This is a genomic window from Micromonospora sp. NPDC048947 (assembly GCF_040649495.1).
In the GTDB taxonomy this organism is placed as follows: domain Bacteria; phylum Actinomycetota; class Actinomycetes; order Mycobacteriales; family Micromonosporaceae; genus Micromonospora; species Micromonospora alfalfae.
The window spans coordinates 82,376-105,044 of the sequence record NZ_JBEZFO010000016.1; the positions used below are offsets into that span (position 1 = coordinate 82,376).

Sequence of the window (22,669 nt, forward strand, 5' to 3'; positions counted from 1 at the left end):
GCCCGCGCCCGCCCGTCTCAGCGGCGGCCGGACGGCGGCTCCGCGCCCGCGTCCGGGCCGCCGACTCCGACCCGGCTACCCGGCACCCCGGCGGCAGCGGTGGGGGTGTCGGCCGGCACCTGGTCGACGGTCACCTGGCTGAGGATTTCGTCCACCCGCACCTCACGCCGTCGACGGGCGTCCAGCGCCGCCTCGAAGTCGCGTCGGGCCTGCACGGCCTCCGCATACGCCCGCTCCCGCACCTGCCGTGCCTCCTCGCGGGCCTCGTCCAGTTCGGCGCGGGCCTGGGCCAGGATCTCGGTGGCCTCGCGCGGCGACGCGTCACCGACGTGCCGGGTGGCGGCCGTGTCGCCCAGGTCGAGTCGTTGCAGGAGGCCGCTGAGCCAGGCTGCCTCCTGGCGGATCTCGTCCCACTCCCGGGCCGCCCCGGCCGCACCCTCGGCCCGCGCCGCGAGCCGGGACAACCGGATCCCCAACTCGTCCAGGCAGTAATCCACCTGCCGCTGGTCGTAGCCGTTCTCAACGACGGAGAACCTCATACTGTCGCCCCCCAGGCAGCTGCTGTTACTTCCCCACCTGGATCCTCGGCCGCGACCGCTCGCGCCGAAGGGGTTCGGGAAAAATGTTCAGCATGCGCGCAGGCGGCGCGGGCGTCAGACGCGCTTGGGCAGCACCACTACCCGACCGAAGAACTCGTCGATGCGGCGAACCACGTCGTTGAAGTCGTCCAGGTCGATCGGCTTGGTGACGTACGCGTTGGCCTGCAACGTGTAGCTGCCGACGATGTCGGTGTCGGCGTTGGAGGTGGTCAGCACGACGATCGGGATGGTGCGCAGATCCTCGTCCTGCTTGACCGCCCCGAGCACCTGCCGACCGTCCATCCGCGGCATGTTCAGATCCAGCAGGATCACGTCCGGTCGGCGGGCCTGCTCGTGCCGGCCCTCGGCGCGGAGAAACTCCATCGCCTCCTCGCCGTCGCTCACCACGTCGATGATCTTGTCGACGTCGGAGTCCGCCAGTGCCTCCTCGATCATCAGCACGTCACCCGGGTCGTCGTCGACCACCAGGATGCGTACCGGCTGCGGGCTGTCTGCGCCCATCACTACCTGCCTCGGAGTCGGCGGGGACGGGACCCTGACGGTCACCGCGTTGGCGGGGAAATGCTGGCGGGAAAATCTAGCCCATCAGGAAGCACTGCGGGACACGGGGTCCACCGACTCCGGTTCGTAACGCAACACGTCGGCTAGGCCGGTCACCCGTAGCACCCGTTCGACCCGCCCATGGGCACCGGTGAGCCGCAGCCACCCCCCGTCGGCCGCCGCCTGATTGTCGCCGCGGACGAACACGGCCATTCCGGTGGAGTCGCAGAACGTGAGGTCGGTCAGGTCGAGCAGCACCCGGCTCTCACCCGCCGCGGTGAGCCGGTCGATCGCGGCGGTCAGCTCGGGGGCGGTGCTCAAGTCCAACTCGCCCACGAGCCGTAGGCAGGCGCCATCACCGTCGCGCTCGACGTAGTTGACGCTGAACGTCACCGTTCTCCCCCTCGCTCCACCCTCGGGTGGGACGTTTGCAGTCCGGCAAGTATACGCAGAGCTGACTCGTCCGCCCCCGAGCGCGGTGATCGATCCGACCGCCACCGGCGGGTCGGTCAGCGGGCCTCGCCGGGCAGCGCCGCGCATCCCAGCGCCAGCGCCCGCACCGCCCGGGGGAAGTCCCGCAACGCGGCGGCGTAGTGCTCCAACGGCAGGGCGACCGCCCCCGCGGGCACCCCACGACTGTCCAGGATCCCCGACAGCCACTGCACGAACTCGGTGAACAGCGAGGGGTCGTCGACGTAGACCGCCGCGGCCAGAAAATCCACTATGTGGCCCAGGTCGCTCACTGTCGCGTCCAGCTGAGCGGCGGTGTACGCCCGCGCCGCTGGCACCCGCTCGCGCAGCTGCGCCAACGCGCTGTCAATCAGCTCGCCGCGACGGCGCACCAGGCTGGCGTACTCGTCGTCGGCCAGGTGGGCCAGCCGCGCCGGCGGCGCCCCGCGCAACGCCCGCTCGTCGGCGATCAGCTCGGCCGCCGAGGGCGCGTCCGGCGCCCAGGCCACGCCGAGCCGGCGCGCCCACCGGCCGTCCGTGCCGAACCCACGCCCGCCGACCACCACCGGCACGTCCGAGCGGCGGCAGGCCTCGATCATCCGGTGTGCGTACGGCAGGCGCATCGGCAGCGCGCACGCCAGCGCCACCGCGTGCGCGTCGTAGCGGTGCAGGTACGACACGAGGTGCGCCGCGGGCACGCTGGCGCCCAGGAAGGTCACCTGCCACCCGCGTAACCGCAGCACCTCGGCCACCAGCCGGGGCGGCAGCGCGTGCCACTCGCCATCCATGCAGGCGACCACCACCCGGCCGCCGGTCGGCCGCGGTTTGACGTGCGCGGAAACCGCCGCCACCACCTGCTCGCTGATGTGGGTGGCCGCGTGCTCCTGGGCGACGCTCCACTCGTTGCGCGCCCACCGCTCGCCCACCTCGGCCTGGGCGGGCGCGACCAGGTCGAGCAGCACCCGCTCGGCCGGGACGCCCGCGTCGAGAAGGCCGATCGCCAGGTCGGTCGCGGCGTACTCGTCGGCGTCGGCGAGGTGGTCCAGATACCCGGAGTACGCGTCGCCGAGGTCGGTGGTGGCCGTGGCGGCGGTCACGCGTCACTCCCCTCCGTCTGGTCGACGCCGGCGGGCACCGAGTGCAGGTGGCGTGCTCCGCGCCCGCTCAGGCCGGCCGCCCGCAGCGCCAGCACGGCGATGTCGTCGTGGTCGCCCTGTGCCAGCCAGTCGCAGGTGAGCTGCTCGACCCGTTCGGCCAGGGCCGGCGCGGGCATCCGGTGGCAGCCGGTCAGCGCGGTGATCAGTCGTTCGCCGCCGAACAGCTCGTCGCCGCGCCGGCCGCCCCGGGCCTCGGTCACGCCGTCGCTGTAGAGCAGGCAGGTCTCGCCCGGCGCCAGCCGCACTGTCACCTCCCCGACGCGGGGGTCGGGCACCACCCCGATCAGCATGCCGCGCAACGGCACCGTCTCCACCTCGCCGGAGGCGCGCAGCACCAGTGGTGGCAGGTGCCCGCCGCCGGCCATGGTGAGGGTGAGGCCACCGTCGCGCTCCGGGCGGGCCACGCCGAGCACGATCGTGGCGAAGCGACCCTGGCCGTGCGCCTGGGTCGTCTCCAGCAACGCGTCGTTGAGCAGTCGCAGCAACCGGGCCGGGTGCGACTCCAACCGGTGCAGCGCCTGGAGGCACTGGCGCAGTTGGCCGGTGAAGACGGCGGCTTCGACGCCCTTGCCCGACACGTCGCCGAGGAAGAACACCGAACCACCGTCGGTGAGTCGGTGCGAACCGTAGAAGTCGCCGCCGATGCGCACCCCCGCCTGCGCGGGCCGGTACGCGGTGCCCCACTGCACACCGGTGGCCTCGACCGGCTCGACCGGCAGCAGGCTGGCCTGGAGAGTGTCGGCCACCTCGGCCTGGTCGCGGTAGAGCAGCGCGGTGGTCAACGCCGCGCCGGCGCGGGCCGCGAACGCGCGGACCAGCTCCACGTCGTCCTCGTCGTACCAGCGGCTGGCGCGACGGGCCACCAGCAGCACACCGACCGGCGCGTCGCGGCCCGGCAGCGGAACGACCCGGGCGGCGCTCTCGGCACCGGACAGCCCCGGCAGCCAACCGGCGTCGACCGCCTGCTCGACCAGCCAGTCCACCGCGTGCGGTTCGGCGCCGGTCAACCCGTCGGCGATGGCGGTCGGCAACTCGCCGCCGGTCAGTACGCCGCTGTCCACCGTCGGCACCTCGTCGTCGGTGCGTGAAGCCCGCCACCAGCGGGCACGCCCGGCCCGTGGGGCGAGCACCAGCACCGCCACCTCGGCCAGTGTGGGCACGGCGAGTCGGACGACAGCAGCGGCCGCCCGGTCGGGGTGCAGCGGGTTTCCCAACTTGTCGCCGACCACGGCCAGGAACGCCGAGCGGGCCCGCTCGGCGAGCAGCGCGTCGGCGCGGCTGACGCTGTCGGTGACGTCCTCGACGTACCAGCAGCAGCGGTCACCTGAGAGCGGCACCTGCCGCGCGGTGAGCCGGCGCCCGCGATGGGTGAAGCCACCGGGGACGCCCTCACTCAGCCCTGGCACGCCGGCCGCGCTGAGCAGCACGCCGGGCGTCACCTCGGGCAGCAACCGCTCGGCCACCGGGCTGACGTGCCGCACGACGCCATCGGCGTCGCAGACCACCAGGCCCTCGCGGAAGTGCTCGACGACCTCTAACCAGTCGGGCGTGGCCTGACCCCGGTCGGGGGCCAGCGGCGGCAGTGCCGCGGTGGGGCGGCGAACGTCGGCGGACCACGCCGAGGGTCGTGTCGTGCTCGGCGTGGAGAGCCGTCCGTCGCCCGGGTCCCAGTCCCTGACGTCGGAAGCAGTCACCAGCTGAGCCTCACTCCTTCTCGTTCACCGAACCCGTGCCGGAACCGGCGTCCACTGTCAAAACTCTTCGGCCAGCCTACGCCCGAACGCGGAAAGCGGCATCTCACGGCGGGTGGCGGGCACCGCCACGGCGGGGACGCGGGATGCGGGACAGGAGGGCGCGTCGCCGCCCCCGCTTTGCGTTTTGTCGCTCGACAAGGAAAATGGTGGGATGCCCGACCAGCTGTTGACCATCGAGACGACCCGGCTCGCCGCCGGGAATGTCCGACTCCGGCTGACCGGCGAGCTCGACTACGACAGCGCGCCCGAGCTGATCGACGCGGCGGCCGAGCTGCCCGGCGACGGTGACGCCCCGGTGCTGGTCGACCTGACCGGGGTGACCCTCTGCGACTCCAGCGGGCTCAGCGCGTTGCTGGTGGTGCACCGCGCCGCCGGGGCGATCCGACTGATCGGGGTCAGCCCTCAGCTTCAGCGGATGCTGGACCGCACTGGTCTGAGTGAGTTGCTGGCCGAGGCGTACGCCGACGACGACGTGCGGGCCATCGGCTGACCCGTAGGCCACCCCCCGGAAGCGGACGGGGTGGCCCCCGACCCTGGGACCTGGGGTCGGGGGCCGGAGGAATGTCTAGGGTGCCGTCATCGGCTGGAGCCGGGGTCCGTCCTCACGTAGCTCGCTGATCGGGGTCGCGTCGACGTCCTCGGGCTCCCCCGAATCGGGCGTCTGGTACAGGTAGCGGACGAACTGCCCACCCGCCTCGTTGTCGTCCGCGCCGGGCCATTGACCGATGCAGTCCATCCCGATCACCTCGCGGCCCGTCCCGTCGGACTCCTCCAACAGCGCCCACAGGCTCACCGGGTAACACCTGGTGACCTCGGGCGTGAGCTGCCAGCGGGCGTACCAGCCGGGTCGGGCGGGGACGATCTCGACAACTTCCTTCATGACGACCTTCCTTCCGCGTACCTCGGAAGAACTCCGGTCCTGACCCGATCGTGCGGGCCGGGCGGGTGAGCACCCCTCACCCCCGCCGGATGAAGCGTGGCGCGGGCCGGTCCGACCCGGCCGGGCGGCGTCCGTTTCCTTCTCCGGGACGGCGGGAAGGCGGTGGACGCAGCCACGATCCCAGCGGAAGGGATGCCACAATGCGCAAGCAGATGGAGGGCGACAACCAGAGGCGCCGGGCACTGGCCCGGCAGGCCCGGGAGCAGAATCGCCAGCCCAGCGAGATCGGCGCCAGTCTGAGCGCGTCCAAGCAGCTCACGAGCCTCGATGCGGGTAAGCGGGCCGGCCCACCGGCGGCCGGACCGCACAAGTCGGACACCACCCGCGGCGGGCCGGCACCGCCGCCGGTCGGTAGCGCCGACAACCCGCGACCCCAACCGTCCCCGCCGAGCGGCGCGGCCGGTGTGAACAGCATGGGCTACCACGACCTCGTCGACGAGGTCCGGCGTCGCGCCGGGGTCGACTTCAAGACCGCCAAGGTGGGCACCGAGGCGACGGTGCTGGTCCTCGCGTTCGCCCTGGAGACCGCCGAGCGGCAGCGGCTGCTCGCCGCGGTGCCGGCGTCGCTGCACGACGTGCTGCCGGTCGACGGTATCGAGCGGCACCGGGACCTGCCCGGCTTCCTGGCCGAGGTGGGCCGGATCAGCGGCAACACCCCGGAGCAGGCCCGTTACCAGGCCGAGGCGACGATCGCCGCGCTCGCCGAGCAGGACGGCGACCTGGTCGAGTCGTTGCACGTACCCGACGGGTTGCGCGACCTGCTGAATCCGCCGGAGGCCGGCGGCGGCCTGGTGGGCGCCTCCACCACCACACCCACCCTGGACGCCGACGAGATCAGCGCGGTGCTGGACGACCTGCCCTACTGGGCAGGGGACAGCCAGGGCCTCTACCGGGTGGTCGCGCTGCCGCCCGACAATCTGGACCGGGTGCTCGCCCGGCTCGACCGGCTGCGTCAGGACAACGGCCGCGGCCCGAGCATCGGGCGTCCGGGGGACACCGCCGCCGTGTTGACAGTGCGGACCAACCAGGCCAACGGGGTCACCGCGCTCGACGTGGACCTCGCCCGCCAGATCGACGACGCGATCGACGAGGTGGGTGCCGGGATGGCCGGCGGCTGACCGGCCACCACGACACCGTCGGGCCGGCGGAACGGGGGCGACCCCGCTCCGCCGGCCCGTCCGCCGTGCCGGGTGCCCGGTGGGCTCGGCTAGCGTGCCGGATATGAACCGCGCCGCCGACCGGTTGGAGCTGGTCGCCGACCCGGTCCGCCGGACCGGGCGGACACTGCTGTCGGCCGGGGTCGAGCAGTCGTACGTGGACGTCGAGGATCCCCGGCACCTGCACTTCGAGTACGTCCGGCGGATCGCCTCGGCGGTGGAGGTGGCGGCCCCGGCCGGCACCCCGCTGAACGTCCTGCACCTGGGCGGCGGCGCGTTGACACTGCCCCGCTGGGTGGCCGCCACGCGGCCCGGTTCCCCGCAACGGGTCGTGGAGCGGGACGCGGCGGTGGTCGAGCTGGTGACCCGGGAGTTGCCGCCGCTGCCGCCGGAGGTGCGGGTGGAGGTCGCGGACGCCCGGGACGCCCTGACCGGCACCCCGGACGGCCGGTACGACCTGGTGATCGCCGACATCTACCGCGCGGCCCGGATGCCTCGACACGTCCGCACCGTCGAGTTCGCCGCAGAGGTGGCCCGCGTCCTGCGCCCCGACGGGTCGTACCTGGTGAACGTCACCGACCTGCCGCCGCTGGTCGGCACCCGGGTGCAGGTGGCCACCCTGCGGGCGGTCTTCGCCGACGTGTGCGTGGTCGGCGACCGGCGGATGTTGCGCGGTCGCCGGTACGGCAACCTGGTGCTGGCCGCGACCTCCCGCCCCGGCGGGCTGCCGGTGGCCCGGCTGGCGGTGGCCGCCCTGCGTGACCCGGTGCCCGGCGGGCTGCTGCACGCCGCCGCGCTCGACACCTTCGTCGCCGGTGCCCGCCCGGTCAGCGACGCGGACGACACCTCCCGCCACTGATCGCCGTTGTGCCCGCAATGCCGGGTTTCCGACGGCTCGGGCGGGGAAGGCCCGCCGGATGAGCAACGTCGACGATCGGGTGACCGGCCGCCGAACCCTGATCGTGATCGGTCTGGTGCTGGCGACCGCGCTCGCGCTGGGGTTCGTGTACGCGACCCGGCGGGTGCTGGTCTGGGCCGTGGTCGCCGCGTTCTTCGCCGTCGCGCTCAAACCCCTCGTCGACCGACTGCAACGCCGTCTCGTCCGGCGTCGGGCGCTGGCCACCCTGCTGGTGTTCCTCGCCGCGTTCGTGCTGCTGGCGATCCTGGCCGCCCTCATCCTGGTGCCGTTGTTCGGGGAGTTGAGCCGCTTCGCCGACCGGGCGCCCGAGCTGCTGCGGGAGGCCCGCACCGGGCGAGGCCCGGTGGGGCAGCTACTGGAGCGCACCGGGGCACGCCGCTATGTCAGCGAGCACTCCGAGCAGCTGCGCGACCTCGGCAGCCGGCTGCGCCAACCCGCTGTCGGTGTGCTGCGCGGCGTCATCGAGTCGATCGCCGGGCTGGTCACTGTCATCGTGCTCGCGTACCTCATGGTGTTGGAGGCGCCGCGGATCACCAGGGGCGTACTCGCGGCGGGCGGGGACGGTCAGGGCGAGCGGCTGCGCCGGGTGGGCCGGGAGGTGTCGCGTACCGTCACCGGCTACCTCACCGGGAACCTGCTGATCAGCGTGATCTGCGGGGCGTTGACCTTCGTGGTGCTGACCGTCACCGGGGTGCCCTTCGCGGCGGTGATCGCCCTGCTGGTGGCGGTGGCCGACCTGATACCACTGGTCGGGGCGACCCTCGGCGCGGTGATCGCGGCCGGCGCCGGCTTCCTGCACTCCCCCACCGCCGGGGTGGTGGTGCTGGTCTTCTTCGTGGTCTACCAACAGGTGGAGAACCACCTGCTCCAGCCGCTCATCCTGTCCCGCGCGGTCCGGCTCAACCCGTTGACGGTGCTGATCAGTGTGCTGCTCGCGGCGGAGCTGGCCGGTCTGCTCGGCGCGCTGCTGGCCATCCCCGCCGCCGGCATCGTGCAGACCCTGCTGCGCGAGTACGGCCCGCGCCGGCTACGACCCGCTCCGCCGGCCGGTCCGGCCGCGCGGTCGGCCGGCAGCGCCGACTGACCGTCGCGGGCGCCGCCGGTGCCGCCACCGGCCTGCTCCGCGACGACCTGGCCGAGGGCCCGCTCAGCGGGACCGGGTCGCGACCTCGGGCGTGGTGCTCTCCAACGGCACCGCGTTCGCCGGCACCAGCCCCAACTGGACAGCGGACCGGGTCAACGCGGCGTCCAACGCCCAGTCGGCGCTGACCCGTGTGCGGTTTCCCGGCATCGCCATCAGGTGGTACGCCCGGGTGACCGCCTTGGCCGGCAACCCGGCCAGGTTGACCTGCAACGGGTTCGCCGCCGCGTCCTTGCCACCCAGGTCGACGACCCAGCCCAGGTCGTGGTGCTTGTAGGGCTTGCGCCGGCCGAAACCGTACGACGCGGCGATGTTGTACGCCGCGCGCTTGCCCTGCCGCTGCGCGTGCTGGGCGGTCATCCCGCACACCTTGCCCGGATTGACCAGGTCGGGCACCGCTGCGGCGTCGCCGCACGCGAACACCTCCGGGTAGCCGGGAACGTTGAGGAACTCGTCGGTGACCAGTCGACCCCGGTCGGTCCGCAGGCCCAGCTCGTTGACGAACGGGTCGGGACGCACCCCCACACACCACACCAGGGTGCAGGTCGGCACGTACTCACCGTCGGTGAGCTTCACCCCGTCGCAGGTCGCCTCGGCCACCGAGGTGCCCATCCGCACGTCCACCCCACGCCGGTTGAGCACCTTGTGCGATGTGTCCGACATCCGCTTGTCCAGCTCCGGCAGCACCCGGGACGCCACGTCGAGCAGCATCCAGCGGGGCCGGACGGTGAGCCGGGGCCGCTGGGCGTGCAGCGCGTCGGTGAACAACTGCCCGTGAGCCGCGACCTCGGTGCCGGTGTAGCCCGCCCCGACCACCACGAACGTGGAGCGGGCCTGCTGCTCGGCCGGGTCCTCGGCCTGCTCGGCCAGCTCAAGCTGCCGGACGATGTGATCGTGCAGGTAGACGGCCTCGGGCAGGCCGCGGAAGCCGTGCGCGTACTCGGTCACCCCGGGGATGGGCAGCAGCTTGTTGACGCTGCCCACGGCGAGCACCAGTCGGTCGTACGCCAGCCTGTTCTTCTCCCCCTCGGCCTGGGTGAAGCCGACCCAGCGGTTCTGCAGGTCGACGTGGTCCGCCTCGCCGACCACCACCCGTACGCCCTTGAGCGTCCCGGTCAGCGGCACGGCGATCCGCTTGGGCTCGACCACCCCGGCCGCCACCTCGGGCAGCAACGGCAGGTACAGGAAGTAGTCGGTGGAGTTCAGTACCACGATCTCGGCCCGGTCCCGGGCGATCCGGCTCAACGTCTTCGCCGCGTGGTAACCGGCGAACCCGGCCCCCACGATCACCACACGAGGTTTCGTCATTGCGGGCCGTTTCCCGTCGGAGGCCGCGACAAACGTCCGACGCGGCACCCACGCTCAGCTCGGCTGGAGCCGGACGTGGCCGCTGCGGCCCACCGCCTCCACCTCCCACTGCTGGCCGAATGCCCGCAGCCGCCCGGCGGTGATCCGGCCCAGCTCCTGCGGGACGTCGGGATCGAGAACCAGCCGGCCGTTGACCGGGTTGATGCCGAGCATGGCGCGGATCAGGGCCAGCGGCGTGCCGGCCGCCCACGCCTGCGGGCTGCACGCTGTCGGGTACGGCACGGCGAAGAGCAGCCGCTCCCGGTCGAACCCGCTGAGCGCCTCCGGCAGCCGGTAGCCGAACTGGTCGGCCGCCTCGATCATCGCCAAACTGATCCGGTTCGACTCGGCCCGGTAGCCGTATCGGGCCAGGCCGAGCGCGGCGATCGAGTTGTCGTGCGGCCAGACCGTGCCCAGGTGGTAGCCGAGGGCGTTGTAGGGCCGTTCCTCCCGGGACAGGGTGCGGATGCCCCAACCGGAGAACATGTCCGGCGACATGAGTTGTCGCACCACAGCGTCGGCCCGCTCCGGCGGCACGATTCCGCTCCACAGCAGGTGACCCATGTTGGAGGTCTTGGAATCGACGCGGTTCTTGTCGCCGTCCAGGGCGACAGCGTAGTAGCCGCCCCGCTCCTCGATCCAGAAGTCCTGGTTGAACCGCTCGTGCAGGGTGTTGGCCTCGTCGCGCAGCCGGCGCGCCACCGTCGGGTCGTCCCACGGCCCGTCGAACAACTCGGCGAGCCGCAGCTTGGCGTCGTAGGTGTAGCCCTGCAGATCGCAGGTCGCCAGCGGGAGCACGGGGATCCGGCCGTCGGCGAAACAGACCCCGTCCGGGGAGTCGCGCCAGCACTGGTTGCCCAGCCCCTCGGGCGAGCGGGTGGCGTACTCGACGTAGCCGTCGCCGTCCCGGTCGCCGTACTCATCGATCCAGCACAGCGCCGCAAACGCGTTGTCCCGCAGGTGCCGGACGGTCTGGTCGTCGCCGGTCCAGCGCCAGTACTCGGAGAGCAGGATCAGCCAGAGTTGCGTGGCGTCGGCGCTGCCGTAGTACGGCCCGAACGGTTTCTCGCCGCTGCGGGTCAACTCGCCGCTGCGGACCTCGTGCAGGATCTTGCCGGGCTCCTCGTCGGTGAAGTCGTCGCACGTCTCACCCTGAAGGCGGGCCAGGGCGAGCAGCGTGCCTTTTGCCAGGGTGGGCCCGGCGACCAGGGTCTGATACGCGGTGATCAGGGTGTCCCGGCCGAAGACGGCGAGGAACCAGGGCAGTCCGGCACCGGGTAGCAGGATCCGTTGGCCCTTGATCTCCAGGTCGAGCCGCAACGCCGCCAGGTCGTTGCGGGACTGCCGCACGGTCCGCTCCAACGCCGCGTTGTCGCTGCGCAGCACCGCCCGGTCCTCAAGCCACCGGCGCAGCGGGTCGTCTGCCCGGCCGTGGACGACGTCGGCGATGTCGCCCCGGACCGCCTCGACCACCCCCATCCCGGGCGGCAGCGGCACGTGCAGGTCGACCTGCCACTCCTCGCCCTGGCCCAGCTCCAGCTCCCAGACCAGGTCGTCGCCCTCGACGCGGTCGGCTGGCTTCGCGCAGCACACCCGGGTCTGCGCGGAGAAGTCACCACGCCGATAGGAGAAACACAGCTCAGACCCGTCGGCGGCATGGTCACGGCTGATTTCGGCGGAGCGGTCCCGGACCGTCGACTTGACCTCGAACAGGTCGGCGAAGTCGACGGCGACGGCCAGCCGCAGCTCCACCCGGACCGGCTCCGGCTGGAAGGAGATCAGTTCCACGCGTTCGTGAAACCCGTCGCCGACGTAGCGCAGCCGCCGCAGGGCCAGCGCGTTCGGTGGCAGCCCGGGCAACTCCGGGTTGGTGAGCACGTACTGCGCGGAGTAGTGGTCGATCGTCTCGGAGCGCAGCATCAACAGCTCACTGCCGTTCACGGTCAGGCTCCAGCCGCTGATCAGGCGGGTGTCCAGGTGGACGAGCCCTCCGATGCTGCCCGTCGGCACATCCCCGCACGCGTTGGAGTACAGGAAGGTGGGCCCGCTGAGCACCGCGAGGGAGTCGGGGCCCAACTCGGGCGGGATGGCCCGCTGGTCGGCGCTGTCCGCGTCCGCGACGGACAGGCCGGGGAACGGGTTGGCAGGGGTCGCGCGAACGGCAGCCATGACACCCACCGTAGGAAGCGGGGAACTGAGCGTCATCACCCGCTCCGGGTGAAAGTGCGGCCTCCGCTCCCGCGGTCACGCCCTGCCGTCGGCCGGGCCGCCGGTCAGGCGGGGGTTGGTGCGGTGATCGCCCAGCGTTCGTGGTCGCGCCAGGCGCCGTCGATGAACAGGTAGTCCGGCGAGAAGCCCTCCAACCGGAAACCGAGCTTGCGGGCCACCCGCCGCGACGGCTCGTTGCCCGGTTGGATGTTCGCCTCCAGCCGGTGCAAACCGACCGAGGTGAACGCGTGGTCGATCACCAGGGCGACGCCCGCCGAGGCGTGCCCGGTCCCGCTGTACGGCAGGAACGCCGCGTACCCCAGGAAGCCACCACGCAGCGCGCCGAGCACGATCCCGCTGATGTTCACGTAGCCGGCGATCTCGCCGCTGGCCCGATCGCAGATCAGGTAGCCGGCACTGTCGCGGCGACGGATCCGGCGCAGATACAGCTCGTACTCCTGCGGGCTGGCCGGCGCGGCCAACCACGGGTGGTGCAGGTCCCGACTGCGCTGCGCGGCGGCGACGAACTCGTCCGAGTCGGTGGGTCGGGGCCGCCGGATCGCGGCGGGACCACCGGTACGCAGGTATCTCACGGCGGATCACTCTGACCGACGGGTGCCGCCGTTGTCCAACCGGGCGCCGGGTGGGTGGACGTCGGCCGGCTCAGCGGGACGTCAGCAGGCTGAACTCCTGACCATCGGGATCGGCCAGTGCCAGTCGGCCCGCCCGGTCCTGGTGGGTGTCGATTCGGGTCGCCCCGAGCGAGAGCAGACGGTCCGCCTCGGCCTGGGGGTCGACGTCGACAGGCGGGGTGAGGTCGAACCGCACCCGGTCCCGTCCGCCGTTCGGCATGTACGGCGGACCGCCCCAGGAGATCTTCGTGCCGCCGTTCGGTGACTGGATCGCGGTCTCCTCGTCCTGGTCCCAGACCAGCGGCCACCCGAGGGCCTGGCTCCAGAAGTAGCCGACCGCCTGCGATCCGTCGCAGGCCAGCGCGCCGACGAAGCCGCAGCCGGCGAGGAAGTTGTTGCCCGGCGCGATGACGTCGAACTCGTTGCCCTCGGGGTCGGCGAGCACCACGTGATCGATCTCCGGGCCCTGCCCGATGTCGGCGTGGCGCGCACCGAGTTCCAGTGCCCTGGCCACCGTCTGCCGCTGGTCGGCCAGCGAACTGCTGGTCAGGTCGAAGTGCATCCGGTTCTGGACGACCTTCGGCTGCTGGTTCGGGACGAAGCGGAGGTGGTACTCGTTGTCGTCGTTGGGCAGGAGCAGGACGCCGTCGTGTGGATCGTCGACGATCTCCCGCCCCAGGAGCCCGGACCAGAACTGCGCGAGCCGCAGCGGCTCGCTCGCATCGAAGGTGATCGCGAACAGGTGTGAAGTCATCGCTGCGCTCGTCTCCCATCGGACCGGACGCCGTGCCAGCCGTCGGAGCGGGAGCCTAGGGGTGTGCCAGGTCGAGCGCACCCGAGTTTCCGGTCGAGCGGTGAGGTACGCCGCGGCGGTGCAGGTCGTTCGGCCGGATGTGGGTCATCCCCGGTAGGGCGGGGCGACACCCCAGCCCCAGCGAGGGACCGGCGCCTGCCGGATCGGGTCCGCGTCCGGTTGAGAATTGCCCGCACGGGCCGCTCGGGCCGGTACCGCGCAACAGGCGGAAGGTCGTCGTCGGGACGTGCGGCGTCGTGATCCACTGGTCCGGTGAGCCACACCCTCTCGAACCCGCCAGCCGACGTCGAGGTACGACTGACCGACGAGTCGAACGTCTGGCTGTGCACGGTGCGGCGCGACGGATCCCCGCACCTGACACCGGTCTGGTTCGTCTACCTCTCCGCGACGTTCTGGGTTGGTTGTGAGAGCCGCAGCGTCAAGGCCCGCAACGTCGTGGCCGACCCACGGGTGTCAGTGGCACTGGAGAGCGGCAACGCGCCAGTGGTGGCCGAAGGCGCCGCCCGCGTGCACCGGGCCGGGTTCCCCAGCACCGTCGTCGAGGCGTTCGCGAGCAAGTACGACGGCTGGGACGTCGGCAGGCTGGTCAACCCGGACAGCGAGCGGGTGCTGTTGGAGATCCCGGTGCGGCGGTGGCTGCTCGCGGGCACCGCGCAGTGAGTAGTCGATGCGAGAATCAACAGGTGGAAACGAGCTGAGGGCGGCCCTGGCGGGCCGAGATGGTCGGCGGGCTCAACTTCGCCAAGCAGAAGCCGAGCGCCATCGACGACTGGATACGCCGGGAGGCGACCCGCGACCGCCTGCACCGCGCGTGGGAACGTGACTACGGATCGCCCTGGGCCGACGACCTCGCCCGGGCCCACGATCTCCTCCGAGTCTGAACCGGCCTGCCGCTTCGACTGCGAGAGCCGATGAACCACGGTGCGAGCCACGGGCTGAGCGCGACGAGACCGACGGCGAGGCCGGTGATGACGGCCTGCCCGATCCGGCCCGGGGTGACGCCGGCCGCCGGGTCCAGCACGTAGTTGGCGTACCCGTTCGCGGCCGCGTCCGTCACCAGCACCGCGCAGCCCAGCACGAGCCCCTGCACCCGGCGAGCGGCCAACAGCAACGCCGCCAACGGATCCCACACGGTCAGGGACGTGAAGTAGAACGTCAGCCACCCGGGCAGGGCGAGCTGCGGCCCGAACTGAGGCAGGAGCAACTGCACCACGTGCACCGCGGTGCCGTAGGCGAAGACCAGCACGGCGACGGCCACCACGCACCGGACCGCGAGCGGCACACCACCCCATCGACCGGCGCTCATCAGGCCATCGTGCCTCAGCCGGGCGAGCGTTCCGTCAGAGTGGGCCGGGGAACGTCTGCTCCATCGGCATCGGCACCTGGAGGAACGTGGTGCCGCGCATGTCCAGCCAGGCCCGGTCCGGCCCGCGCACCAGGCGCACCATCACCTCCTCGCAGGTGGGGCAGCGGGCGACGAGGCCCGGTGCGTGCGAGTAGACGTGCAGGCTGGCCATCGACCCGGTCGTCCCGCAGTTCTCGCAGCGGCCCATCGCGCTGCTCAGGTCGACGGTGAACAGCTCACGCATCGGGCCGTCGAGCATGTTGCCGTCCAGGTACGACATCTCGGTCATCGAATCTCCTCGAACACTGCGTGAGTGAGCGGTGGTCAGCCGGTGGGGCCGAAACGTTCGGTCTTGACCCGACGCGACGGGTGACCGAGCCCCACCAGCAGGTCGGCAACGGTCTCCACGAACGCGGTAGGGCCACAGACGTAGGTGAGGGGCTCCAGGTCCGGTGGCCACCCGTGCGTGTTGACGTCGGCCAGCCCGATCCGGTGCGGCTCACCGCGCCAACCCTCGGGCGCCTCACGGGTGTAGACGTACGCGACGTCCAGCCCGAAGTCGTCGCGGACCCGGCGGCGCAGCTCGTCGGCGTAGATCACGTCGCCGGGGGTGCGCACCGAGTAGATCAGCCGGAACGGCGCCTTGCTGCCCACCGCCCGCCGCGCCCGGATCATCGCCATCAGCGGCACGACGCCGGCACCGCCGGCGACCAGTTGCACCGGCGCGGTCTCCTCGGGCCGCCAGATGAACCAGCCACCGAGCGGTCCGCGGACCTCCACCGGGTCGCCGGCGCCAAAGACATCAATGAGGTACGGGGACACCTCGCCGTCGTGCACCCGCTGCACTGTCACCTCGATGCGCGGGCCTCCGGGCCCGTCCACGGCCGGCCCGGCGATCGAGTACGACCGGGCCGCCTGGTAGCCGTCCGGGGCGGTGAGCCGCAGGTCGACGTGCTGCCCGGCCAGGTGCCCCGGCCAGTCCGGCACCTCCAGCACCAGGGTCTGCGCGGTCGGAGTCTCCACCCGCCGCTCCACCAGCCGGCCGACCTGCCACCGGTTGGGCGTACGGCGCTGGGTGCTCGTCGCCACGGCGCGCTCAGTCACCCTGGTACCGCTGTTCGCGCCACGGGTCGCCGTAGTCGTGGTACCCGGCGGTCTCCCAGAACCCTGGCTCGTCCATCGTCTTGAGCCGGAGGCCGCGCACCCACTTGGCGGACTTCCAGAAGTACAGGTGCGGCACCAGCAGCCGCGCCGGACCGCCGTGCTCAGCGGGCAGCGGTGCGCCGTCGAAGGTGTGCACCACCCAGGCCTGGCCGCCGCGCAGGTCGTCGAGCGGCAGGTTGGTGGTGTACCCGCCGTAGGAGTGCGCCAGCGCGAAGTGCGCCCCGGTGTCGACGTCGGCGAGCAGAGTGTCCAGTGAGACGCCCTGCCAGTTGGTGCCGAGCTTGGACCAGCGGGTGACGCAGTGGATGTCCACCATCGGCGTCTCCTGCGGCAGGGCCATCAGCTCCTGCCACGACCACCGGTGCTCGCTGCCGTTCTCGGCGGAGATGACGAACTCCCAGGTGTCCAGTGACACCCGGGGCGTCGGGCCGGCCGAGAGCACCGGAAAGTCCTCGGTCAGATACTGGCCGGGGGGCAGGGCCGGCTCCTGCGTTCGGGGCCGACCCTGAAAGCCCGGTGACACGATTCCCATTGCACAGTCGTACCACCCGCGTCGGTGGAGGCGGGAGCTTTCCCGGGTACCCCGTCGTCAGCCGGCGCGGCGCGGTCAGTGCCGCTCCGCGACGACAGTGCGGTCCTCGGGCAGGTTGCCGCCCCGGGTGGCGCGCAGACTGGTCATCGTGACCACCACCAGCACACCGATGATCACGCCGAGCGAGGCCAGTGTGGGGATCTGCGGCACGCTGTCCCAGATGCCGTGCGCCCAGTGCAGACCCAGCTTGAGGCCGATGAACGCCAGGATGATGGCCAGGCCGTAGCTGAGGTGCACCAGCCGGCTCAGCGCCGCGTGCAGGACGAAGTAGAGCGCCCGCAGGCCGAGCAGGGCGAACGCGTTGGTGGCGAACACCAGGTACGGGTCCTCGGTGATGCCGTAGACGGCCGGCACCGAGTCGACAGCGAAGACGATGTCGGTGGCCAGCACCGCCACCACCACAAGGGCGAACGGTGTGAGTGCGCGCTTCGCGCCCTGCCGGATGGTCATCTTGGTGCCGTGGTAGTCGTCGACCACCGGCATGACCTTGCGCAGCAGCTTCACCGACCGCATCTTGTTGATGTCGACTTCCTGCTGATGCCCGGACATGGCATCGCGCAGCAGCTTCACCGCGGTGGCGATGAGGATGATCGCGAAGAGCAGGAAGGCGAAGTCGAGGGTCTGCAACGCCGCTGCGCCGAGGGCGATGAAGACGGCCCGCAGCACCAGCGCGCCGGCGATGCCGTAGAGCAGCACCCGCTGGGCGAGCACCGCCGGCACCGCGAACGCCGCCAACAGCAACATGAAGACGAAGAGGTTGTCGACCGAGAGCGACTTTTCCACCAGGTAGCCGGTGAGGTACTCGACGCCCTGCTGGGAGCCGAATCGGGACCAGATCCAGCCACCGAACGCCAGCGGCAGCGCTATGTAGAACGCCGACCAGCCGATGGCCTCCCGCATGGACACCTCGTGCGGACGACGGGTGACCAGGAAGTCCAGCACCAACAGCAGGAGGACCCCGATGATGGTGACCGCCCACAGCGTGGGCGTGCCCACCGACGACAGGTCACTGGCGGCGGACAGATACGACACTTGGCTCATGTGGGGTCTCCTCGAACACCGTCATGTTCGAGGTCTCCTTCACCCACCACCTGGTGGGCAACCACCCGAGGCGCGCCGGGCGCGCCGTACTGACCGGAATGGTTCGTGGGAAGTACTCCCCTCGCACGACAAGGTTAGGCCAGGCGGAATCGCCACGCCAAGCGGGACATCGATGGTTGCCCTGGTAAACCGCTGTGTGCCCCGTACGAGCGCTGTGTCAACCACGGCGCAACGTCGCGCCCGGGGCCATCGCCTGCTCGACCAGGCCCCGATAGTCACGTGGCAGTTGGGTCGCCACGTCATCGAACTCACCGCCGGTGATCGCCTCGCGCAGAGTGGTGAAGACCGCTCGACTGGCGTCCTCGGCGGCGGGCTCCGGCACACCGGCGCGCAACGCGACCCGGGCGACGAACTCCGCGGCGCCGAACCGGTCCGCCTGCTCGGTGCTCGGGCTCGGCTTCAGCACGAGTTGCAGCGGCTGGGGCAACTGGGCGGCCAGGTCCAGCACCTCACCGCCGGTCAACCGCTCGGCAAACGTCTCCAACACGGCCCGGGTCAGCTCGACCGCCCGCTCGGACGACGTGGCGGTGCGCTGGGAAACCTGGTCGATGAAGGTGTCGTAGTTCATCGCGTACTCCCTTGGCTCGCGTCGGCGTCAGCGGGTACCCGCGGCGGCCGAGGAGAAACGGTGCCGGTTTCCTGCGCCGGGCGGGCGTGACCGGCCGGCGGGCGGGTAACCGCCGCCGGTCGTCACCACATCGATGCCCGAGGGAGCCCACGCCATGGCGAGCTACGCCGACGTCCTGCAGTACCTGTCGAGCCTGGACTACCCGGCCGAGAAGGACGACGTGGTCCGCGAGGCCGAACGGGAGGGTGCCCCGCCGGACGTGCTGAAGGCGCTGCGCGCCCTCCCGCCGGTCGACTACGCCAACGGGACCGAGGTGGCCCGCTCGGCTGGGATCGAGGCGGCACCCGAGGTCGGCCCCGCCCAGCGGGCCGAACAGGCCCGGGACAAGAAGCACAACCGGGTCTCGCAGCACCTGCGCGGCATCTGACCCAGCTGTGACGCCCACCGCCCTGGCCCGGGAGCGTCCCGAATGACCCAGACCGGCCCCGACCGGCCAGCGGACGTCCGTTTCCCGGCTGCGAAGCAGCTCGCCGTCGTGGCGGTGGTCGGCGTCATCGCCGGCTGCGTCTTCGCGCTGCTGCTGCCCCTGCCGCTCGCCGCGCTGGCCGGCTGGGACGTTGGCGCGCTGAGCTGGCTCGTGCTGGTCTGGCACAAAATCTGGCCGATGGACGCCGAGCGGACCGCCCAACTCGCCGTCCACGAGGACCCCAACCGGGCGATCCGGGACGCCCTGCTGCTCGTCGCCTGCCTGGCCAGCCTGCTGGCCGTCGGGTTGGTCGTGGCCAGCGCGCAGAGCGCGCCCCCCGGGACGGCCCGGGAGCTGCACAGCAGCCTGGGCGTGCTCAGCGTGGTGCTCTCCTGGTTCGTGGTGCACACAGTGTTCGCCGCCAGGTACGCCCGGATCTACTACACCGGCCCGGACGGCGGAGTGAACTTCAACCAGCCCGAACCGCCGCGCTACTCCGACTTCGCGTACGTCGCGTTCACCATCGGGACGACGTTCCAGGTCTCCGACACCAACCTGACCAGCAACGAGATGCGTCGAACGGTGCTGCGCCACTCGATGGTGTCGTACCTGTTCGGCGCGTTCATCATCGCCGTGACGGTGAACCTCCTGGCGGGTCTGGCGCGCTGACGACACCGGCTGCCCGGTCCCCCGGAGCACGACACGGGGCGGGGCCGATCGAAGGGCCGGGACAGGCGGGCGCCCCTGGTCACGAACCGCGACCCAGGGCGCCACGCAAGCCTGCCCAGGCGGTGAACCGCATCCGAACCGGTCGCGGTCACCAGGCGGTGGAGGGCCGCTCGAACCGAGCGGCCAGCACTGCCGGGTCCAACCATACGGCAGAACATCCTCCGTTTGGTCAGAATGTGGGGAAGTGTGGGCCAGGGCACGTCACGGCCGATCGGTCACCTCCGCGTACCGATGCTCCAGGTCGACCCGGGCCAACGCCCCCACCAGCCAGGCCAACTGCTCGGACTCGCCAGTGGCAAGGCCAGCCAGGTCGTCCGCCGACCTGCCCAGCCCGAGCCGCCGGGCGGCGGCCAGCGCCCGCCGATCGGCGACCGGCGCCACCTCCCGCCACAACGCCTGCGCCTCACGGAGAAACAGGACGACGACCTGATCGTCCACGCCCGGAAGCTCGGCCAGCAGCGCCCGCTCCCGGACCGGGTCGTGGCGCGCCACCGCCCGCAGCCGGCGCAGATCACCCCGGTACCGCTCGACCACCGTCCGAGCCAGGTCACCCAGCACCGCGGCCAACGCGTCCACGTCACCGCGCTGGCCGCTGGCGCGCAGCACCCGGACCCGGTCCTCGTACAGCGAACGCGCCAGCCGGGCCGCGCTGTCCCACCCCTCGTCGCGCACCGCCCGCGCCCCGTCCAACGCCCGCCGGAAGTCACCACGACGGGCCAGCAACACCGACAGGTACAGCACCTGGAACAGGCTCGCCGGGTTGTTGGTCACCCGGAACCCGTACTGCTCGGCGAAGCCCCGCCCGCTACCGGCGAGCCGGCGCGCCAGACGTTTACGGTCCTCCACCGGGGTGATCAAACTGGTCGCCATGCCGGCGACTACCCGCGCCGCCAACTGCCACACACCGGGCCGGTGTCGTCAGTCGTGCAGGCCGCCGGTGCGGTCGCGGGCCTTGAGGCGGGTCGTGGGCAGGGCCGGCGCCGGCAGCGGCGGCGCCGAATCGTCGGCGACCACACCGAAGCGCCCGTCGCCGGCCATCCAGTCCTCCCGGGCCGCGGCGATCTCCTCGTGGGACCGGCCGACGAAGTTCCACCACATCACCAACGGCTCCTCGAACGGCGCACCGCCCAGCAGCAGCAACCGGGCCCCGGCCCCGCCACGCACTGTCAACTCCCGGCGGCCCGAGCCCAGATAAAGCAGCGCCCCCGGCTCGAACCCCACCCCGGCCGCCTCCGCGGACCCGGACATCGCCAGCACGGCGTACTCGAAATCCGGCCGCAACACCATCGTCGCCGGCGCCTCACCGCGCAGCTCCAGTTGGACCCCCACCAGCGGGGTGTGCACCACCGCCGGTGACCGCTCCCCAGCGAACTCGCCCACCAGCACTGTGACGTCCAGGTCGCCGTCCCGCCAGCGCGGCAGATCCGCGTGATGGGCGAAGTCGGCCGCTCCGGCCCGCGCCGGATCCGGCAGCGCCACCCAGAGCTGCACACCGTGCATCACCGGCGGATGGGTCGCCGGTGAGCGCTCCGAGTGGGCGATACCGTTCCCCGAGGTCATCACGTTCAGCTGGCCGGGCACGATCGGCTGCACGTTGCCGAGGCTGTCCCGGTGCAGAATCTCCCCGTCCAGCAGCCACGTCACCGTCTGCAGCCCGGTGTGCGGGTGCGGCGGCACCTCCATACCGGGCCGCTGCGCCACATCGTCCGGGCCGAAATGATCCACGAAACACCACGCGCCGACCATCCGGCGGGCGCGCTGCGGAAGCAGCCGCCGCACCGTGGTGTACCGACCCAACGGCACGTCGTGGCCGGGCAACAACACACTGCCGGGATCGACGTCGGCCACGCCAGGCGGTCGGGTCTGCGCCAGCATTGATTCAGTACGCTCCACCGCCCGACTGTACGCGCAAGCCCACTCACGACCACGACGCTTCTGGCCAGGGCGGGCGTGGTTCACCAGCCAGTGGTTGTCCGGCGTGGGCTGGTCCGGCGTGGGCTGGTCCGGCGTGGGCTGGTCCGGCGTGCGCTGACCCGGCGTGGGTTCACCGGCTGCTGGAGGAGACCAGGACACTGTTGGCACCGGCGACCAGGTCCAGGTACAGGCGTTCCGCCGACCGGTCCCAATCCGGCGTACCCAGCACCGAGCCCGCGGCCACCCCATCCCAACGGTCGCCGCGTACCACCACTGAGCCGGCACCGACTCCCGCCCGAACCCGTACCGCAGTCTCCCCCGGGACCCGGACGTCGAGCTGGCTGGTCCCACCGGTGAGTCGTACGGTCAGGGTGCCGGCGGATCGGACTGCGCGCGGGCCGGTGGGGTTGCCGGGGCCAGCGGCGGTGATCGGTGGCAGAAGAATCTCGGTACGGCTGGAACCCCCGGCGAGTTCCACGCCCAGCAGCCGGGCCCGGGTCAGATCCAACACCTGACTGCTCACCCCGCCAACGAGGTGGAGACGCCAGGCCACCCGCTCGTTGAGCAACACCCGCACGGCCCGTGGCCCGCGCGTCCCGGACTCCACGAGGTCGAGCCGCACAGTCTCCCCCCGCACCGCCGGACGGCCCGCCACACCCGAGCCGGCCGGGGTACTGATCCGGTACAGGTCATGGCCCAACTCGGCCACCCGCAGCTCGAACGAGGACAGCCCATCCGCGAGCACGAAGGTAGCCTTCTGCCGACCCGCCAACGGCGCTGTCAACAGGTGCTCGGCAGCGGCACCCGCACCACCGCGGCGACCCTCAGCCGCGTCCGGTTCAGCGACGCCCCCCGGACGGCGGCCGTCCCCGGCGCGAGTGCCGTCGGGGCGAGTGCCGTCGGGCTGGCTGGAGTAGGTCATGCCGAGGTGGTCGGGATCGGCAACGATCACGGTCACCGCCGCCGCGCCCAGGAGCAGCACGACCGCGGCAGCAGCCACCAACAGACGAGCACCGGTAGACAACCGTCGCGGTGCCGTCTCAGCGGACGGTTCCGTCTCAGCGGACTGTGCTGGCTCAGACTCCGGTTCGCGATCCACGCCGTACCCCACTGCGGCCATGCCTGTGTCCCT

26 protein-coding genes are annotated in these 22,669 nt (G+C 71.8%); 7 read left to right on the top strand and 19 right to left on the bottom strand.

All coding sequences use genetic code 11. From position 1 onward, the window contains the following. Positions 1 to 17: 17 nt before the first annotated feature. From AB0B98_RS22570 to AB0B98_RS22590, 5 genes are all read right to left on the bottom strand, one after another. A complete protein-coding gene (locus AB0B98_RS22570) occupies positions 18 to 539 on the bottom strand; it encodes an ATPase (RefSeq protein WP_357365051.1) in 522 nt (173 codons plus the stop codon). Positions 540 to 653: 114 nt separating this feature from the next. Further along, on the bottom strand, positions 654 to 1,100 hold the full coding sequence (locus AB0B98_RS22575; protein WP_184186482.1) for a response regulator: 447 nt from the start codon (positions 1,098 to 1,100) through the stop codon (positions 654 to 656). 84 nt (positions 1,101 to 1,184) lie between these two features. Further along, a complete protein-coding gene (locus tag AB0B98_RS22580) occupies positions 1,185 to 1,532 on the bottom strand; it encodes an STAS domain-containing protein (RefSeq protein ID WP_357271371.1) in 348 nt (115 codons plus the stop codon). A gap of 116 nt (positions 1,533 to 1,648) precedes the next feature. Then, complete coding sequence (locus tag AB0B98_RS22585) at positions 1,649 to 2,686, bottom strand: cobalamin-dependent protein (protein ID WP_357365053.1); 1,038 nt, start codon at positions 2,684 to 2,686, stop codon at positions 1,649 to 1,651. Continuing rightward, the gene (locus AB0B98_RS22590) at positions 2,683 to 4,440 is read right to left on the bottom strand and encodes a PP2C family protein-serine/threonine phosphatase (protein ID WP_357365055.1); all 1,758 of its coding nucleotides are present in this window, start codon (positions 4,438 to 4,440) and stop codon (positions 2,683 to 2,685) included. Before AB0B98_RS22590 ends, AB0B98_RS22585 begins: the two co-directional genes overlap by 4 nt. Positions 4,441 to 4,651: 211 nt before the next feature. Here AB0B98_RS22590 and AB0B98_RS22595 point away from each other — a divergent pair, with 211 nt between their 5' ends. After that, entirely contained in the window at positions 4,652 to 4,990 is a 339-nt protein-coding gene (locus tag AB0B98_RS22595; RefSeq protein WP_357365057.1) for an STAS domain-containing protein, read from the top strand. A 75-nt stretch (positions 4,991 to 5,065) separates the two neighbouring features. Here the strand turns inward: AB0B98_RS22595 and AB0B98_RS22600 are convergent, their stop codons facing one another. Continuing rightward, positions 5,066 to 5,380: a hypothetical protein gene (locus AB0B98_RS22600; RefSeq protein ID WP_357365058.1), complete on the bottom strand. Its 315-nt coding sequence runs from the start codon at positions 5,378 to 5,380 to the stop codon at positions 5,066 to 5,068. 200 nt (positions 5,381 to 5,580) lie between these two features. Between AB0B98_RS22600 and AB0B98_RS22605 the strand changes: the two genes are divergently transcribed. The 3 genes from AB0B98_RS22605 (at position 5,581) to AB0B98_RS22615 (ending at position 8,600) form a co-directional block, all read left to right on the top strand. Beyond that, positions 5,581 to 6,558: a DUF2267 domain-containing protein gene (locus AB0B98_RS22605; RefSeq protein WP_357365060.1), complete on the top strand. Its 978-nt coding sequence runs from the start codon at positions 5,581 to 5,583 to the stop codon at positions 6,556 to 6,558. 103 nt (positions 6,559 to 6,661) lie between these two features. Next, positions 6,662 to 7,456, top strand: a complete 795-nt coding sequence (locus AB0B98_RS22610; protein ID WP_357365062.1) for a fused MFS/spermidine synthase — start codon at positions 6,662 to 6,664, stop codon at positions 7,454 to 7,456. Positions 7,457 to 7,514: 58 nt separating this feature from the next. Then, on the top strand, positions 7,515 to 8,600 hold the full coding sequence (locus AB0B98_RS22615; protein WP_357365064.1) for an AI-2E family transporter: 1,086 nt from the start codon (positions 7,515 to 7,517) through the stop codon (positions 8,598 to 8,600). 63 nt (positions 8,601 to 8,663) lie between these two features. On the opposite strand, the gene AB0B98_RS22620 is transcribed toward AB0B98_RS22615, so the two are convergent. The 4 genes from AB0B98_RS22620 to AB0B98_RS22635 all read right to left on the bottom strand — a co-directional run bounded on the left by AB0B98_RS22620 (position 8,664) and on the right by AB0B98_RS22635 (position 13,598). After that, a complete protein-coding gene (locus AB0B98_RS22620; RefSeq protein ID WP_238666780.1) occupies positions 8,664 to 9,965 on the bottom strand; it encodes an NAD(P)/FAD-dependent oxidoreductase in 1,302 nt (433 codons plus the stop codon). Between the two features lie 54 nt (positions 9,966 to 10,019). Further along, positions 10,020 to 12,173 (bottom strand): glycogen debranching N-terminal domain-containing protein, encoded by a 2,154-nt coding sequence (locus tag AB0B98_RS22625; protein WP_357365066.1) that lies wholly within the window; start codon positions 12,171 to 12,173, stop codon positions 10,020 to 10,022. A 104-nt stretch (positions 12,174 to 12,277) separates the two neighbouring features. Then, on the bottom strand, positions 12,278 to 12,805 hold the full coding sequence (locus AB0B98_RS22630; RefSeq protein ID WP_357365068.1) for a GNAT family protein: 528 nt from the start codon (positions 12,803 to 12,805) through the stop codon (positions 12,278 to 12,280). 70 nt (positions 12,806 to 12,875) lie between these two features. Next, complete coding sequence (locus AB0B98_RS22635) at positions 12,876 to 13,598, bottom strand: VOC family protein (protein ID WP_357365069.1); 723 nt, start codon at positions 13,596 to 13,598, stop codon at positions 12,876 to 12,878. Between the two features lie 312 nt (positions 13,599 to 13,910). Between AB0B98_RS22635 and AB0B98_RS22640 the strand changes: the two genes are divergently transcribed. Beyond that, the gene (locus AB0B98_RS22640) at positions 13,911 to 14,318 is read left to right on the top strand and encodes a pyridoxamine 5'-phosphate oxidase family protein (protein WP_357365071.1); all 408 of its coding nucleotides are present in this window, start codon (positions 13,911 to 13,913) and stop codon (positions 14,316 to 14,318) included. Positions 14,319 to 14,481: 163 nt separating this feature from the next. On the opposite strand, the gene AB0B98_RS22645 is transcribed toward AB0B98_RS22640, so the two are convergent. The 6 genes from AB0B98_RS22645 to AB0B98_RS22670 all read right to left on the bottom strand — a co-directional run bounded on the left by AB0B98_RS22645 (position 14,482) and on the right by AB0B98_RS22670 (position 18,428). Further along, a complete protein-coding gene (locus tag AB0B98_RS22645; protein ID WP_357365073.1) occupies positions 14,482 to 14,964 on the bottom strand; it encodes a hypothetical protein in 483 nt (160 codons plus the stop codon). Positions 14,965 to 14,998: 34 nt separating this feature from the next. Beyond that, positions 14,999 to 15,292, bottom strand: coding sequence for a DUF6510 family protein (locus AB0B98_RS22650; protein ID WP_238666790.1), 294 nt, complete (start codon positions 15,290 to 15,292; stop codon positions 14,999 to 15,001). Between the two features lie 35 nt (positions 15,293 to 15,327). Next, positions 15,328 to 16,092 (bottom strand): ferredoxin reductase, encoded by a 765-nt coding sequence (locus AB0B98_RS22655; protein ID WP_357365202.1) that lies wholly within the window; start codon positions 16,090 to 16,092, stop codon positions 15,328 to 15,330. A 7-nt stretch (positions 16,093 to 16,099) separates the two neighbouring features. After that, the gene (locus tag AB0B98_RS22660; protein ID WP_091408112.1) at positions 16,100 to 16,699 is read right to left on the bottom strand and encodes a sulfite oxidase-like oxidoreductase; all 600 of its coding nucleotides are present in this window, start codon (positions 16,697 to 16,699) and stop codon (positions 16,100 to 16,102) included. Between the two features lie 75 nt (positions 16,700 to 16,774). Beyond that, the gene (locus tag AB0B98_RS22665; protein WP_357271327.1) at positions 16,775 to 17,800 is read right to left on the bottom strand and encodes a TerC/Alx family metal homeostasis membrane protein; all 1,026 of its coding nucleotides are present in this window, start codon (positions 17,798 to 17,800) and stop codon (positions 16,775 to 16,777) included. A 217-nt stretch (positions 17,801 to 18,017) separates the two neighbouring features. Further along, entirely contained in the window at positions 18,018 to 18,428 is a 411-nt protein-coding gene (locus tag AB0B98_RS22670; RefSeq protein ID WP_354948159.1) for a DUF2267 domain-containing protein, read from the bottom strand. A 154-nt stretch (positions 18,429 to 18,582) separates the two neighbouring features. Between AB0B98_RS22670 and AB0B98_RS22675 the strand changes: the two genes are divergently transcribed. Next, on the top strand, positions 18,583 to 18,855 hold the full coding sequence (locus tag AB0B98_RS22675) for a DUF2795 domain-containing protein (RefSeq protein WP_030332551.1): 273 nt from the start codon (positions 18,583 to 18,585) through the stop codon (positions 18,853 to 18,855). A gap of 42 nt (positions 18,856 to 18,897) precedes the next feature. Next, on the top strand, positions 18,898 to 19,563 hold the full coding sequence (locus AB0B98_RS22680) for a DUF1345 domain-containing protein (RefSeq protein WP_357271321.1): 666 nt from the start codon (positions 18,898 to 18,900) through the stop codon (positions 19,561 to 19,563). A 261-nt stretch (positions 19,564 to 19,824) separates the two neighbouring features. Here the strand turns inward: AB0B98_RS22680 and AB0B98_RS22685 are convergent, their stop codons facing one another. The 3 genes from AB0B98_RS22685 to AB0B98_RS22695 all read right to left on the bottom strand — a co-directional run bounded on the left by AB0B98_RS22685 (position 19,825) and on the right by AB0B98_RS22695 (position 22,537). Further along, on the bottom strand, positions 19,825 to 20,493 hold the full coding sequence (locus AB0B98_RS22685) for a hypothetical protein (protein WP_357365075.1): 669 nt from the start codon (positions 20,491 to 20,493) through the stop codon (positions 19,825 to 19,827). Between the two features lie 48 nt (positions 20,494 to 20,541). After that, positions 20,542 to 21,516 carry a pirin family protein gene (locus AB0B98_RS22690; RefSeq protein WP_357365076.1) on the bottom strand — a complete coding sequence of 325 codons (975 nt, stop codon included), beginning with the start codon at positions 21,514 to 21,516 and terminating at the stop codon, positions 20,542 to 20,544. Between the two features lie 151 nt (positions 21,517 to 21,667). Next, entirely contained in the window at positions 21,668 to 22,537 is an 870-nt protein-coding gene (locus AB0B98_RS22695) for a hypothetical protein (protein WP_357365078.1), read from the bottom strand. Between the last annotated feature and the right edge of the window lie 132 nt (positions 22,538 to 22,669).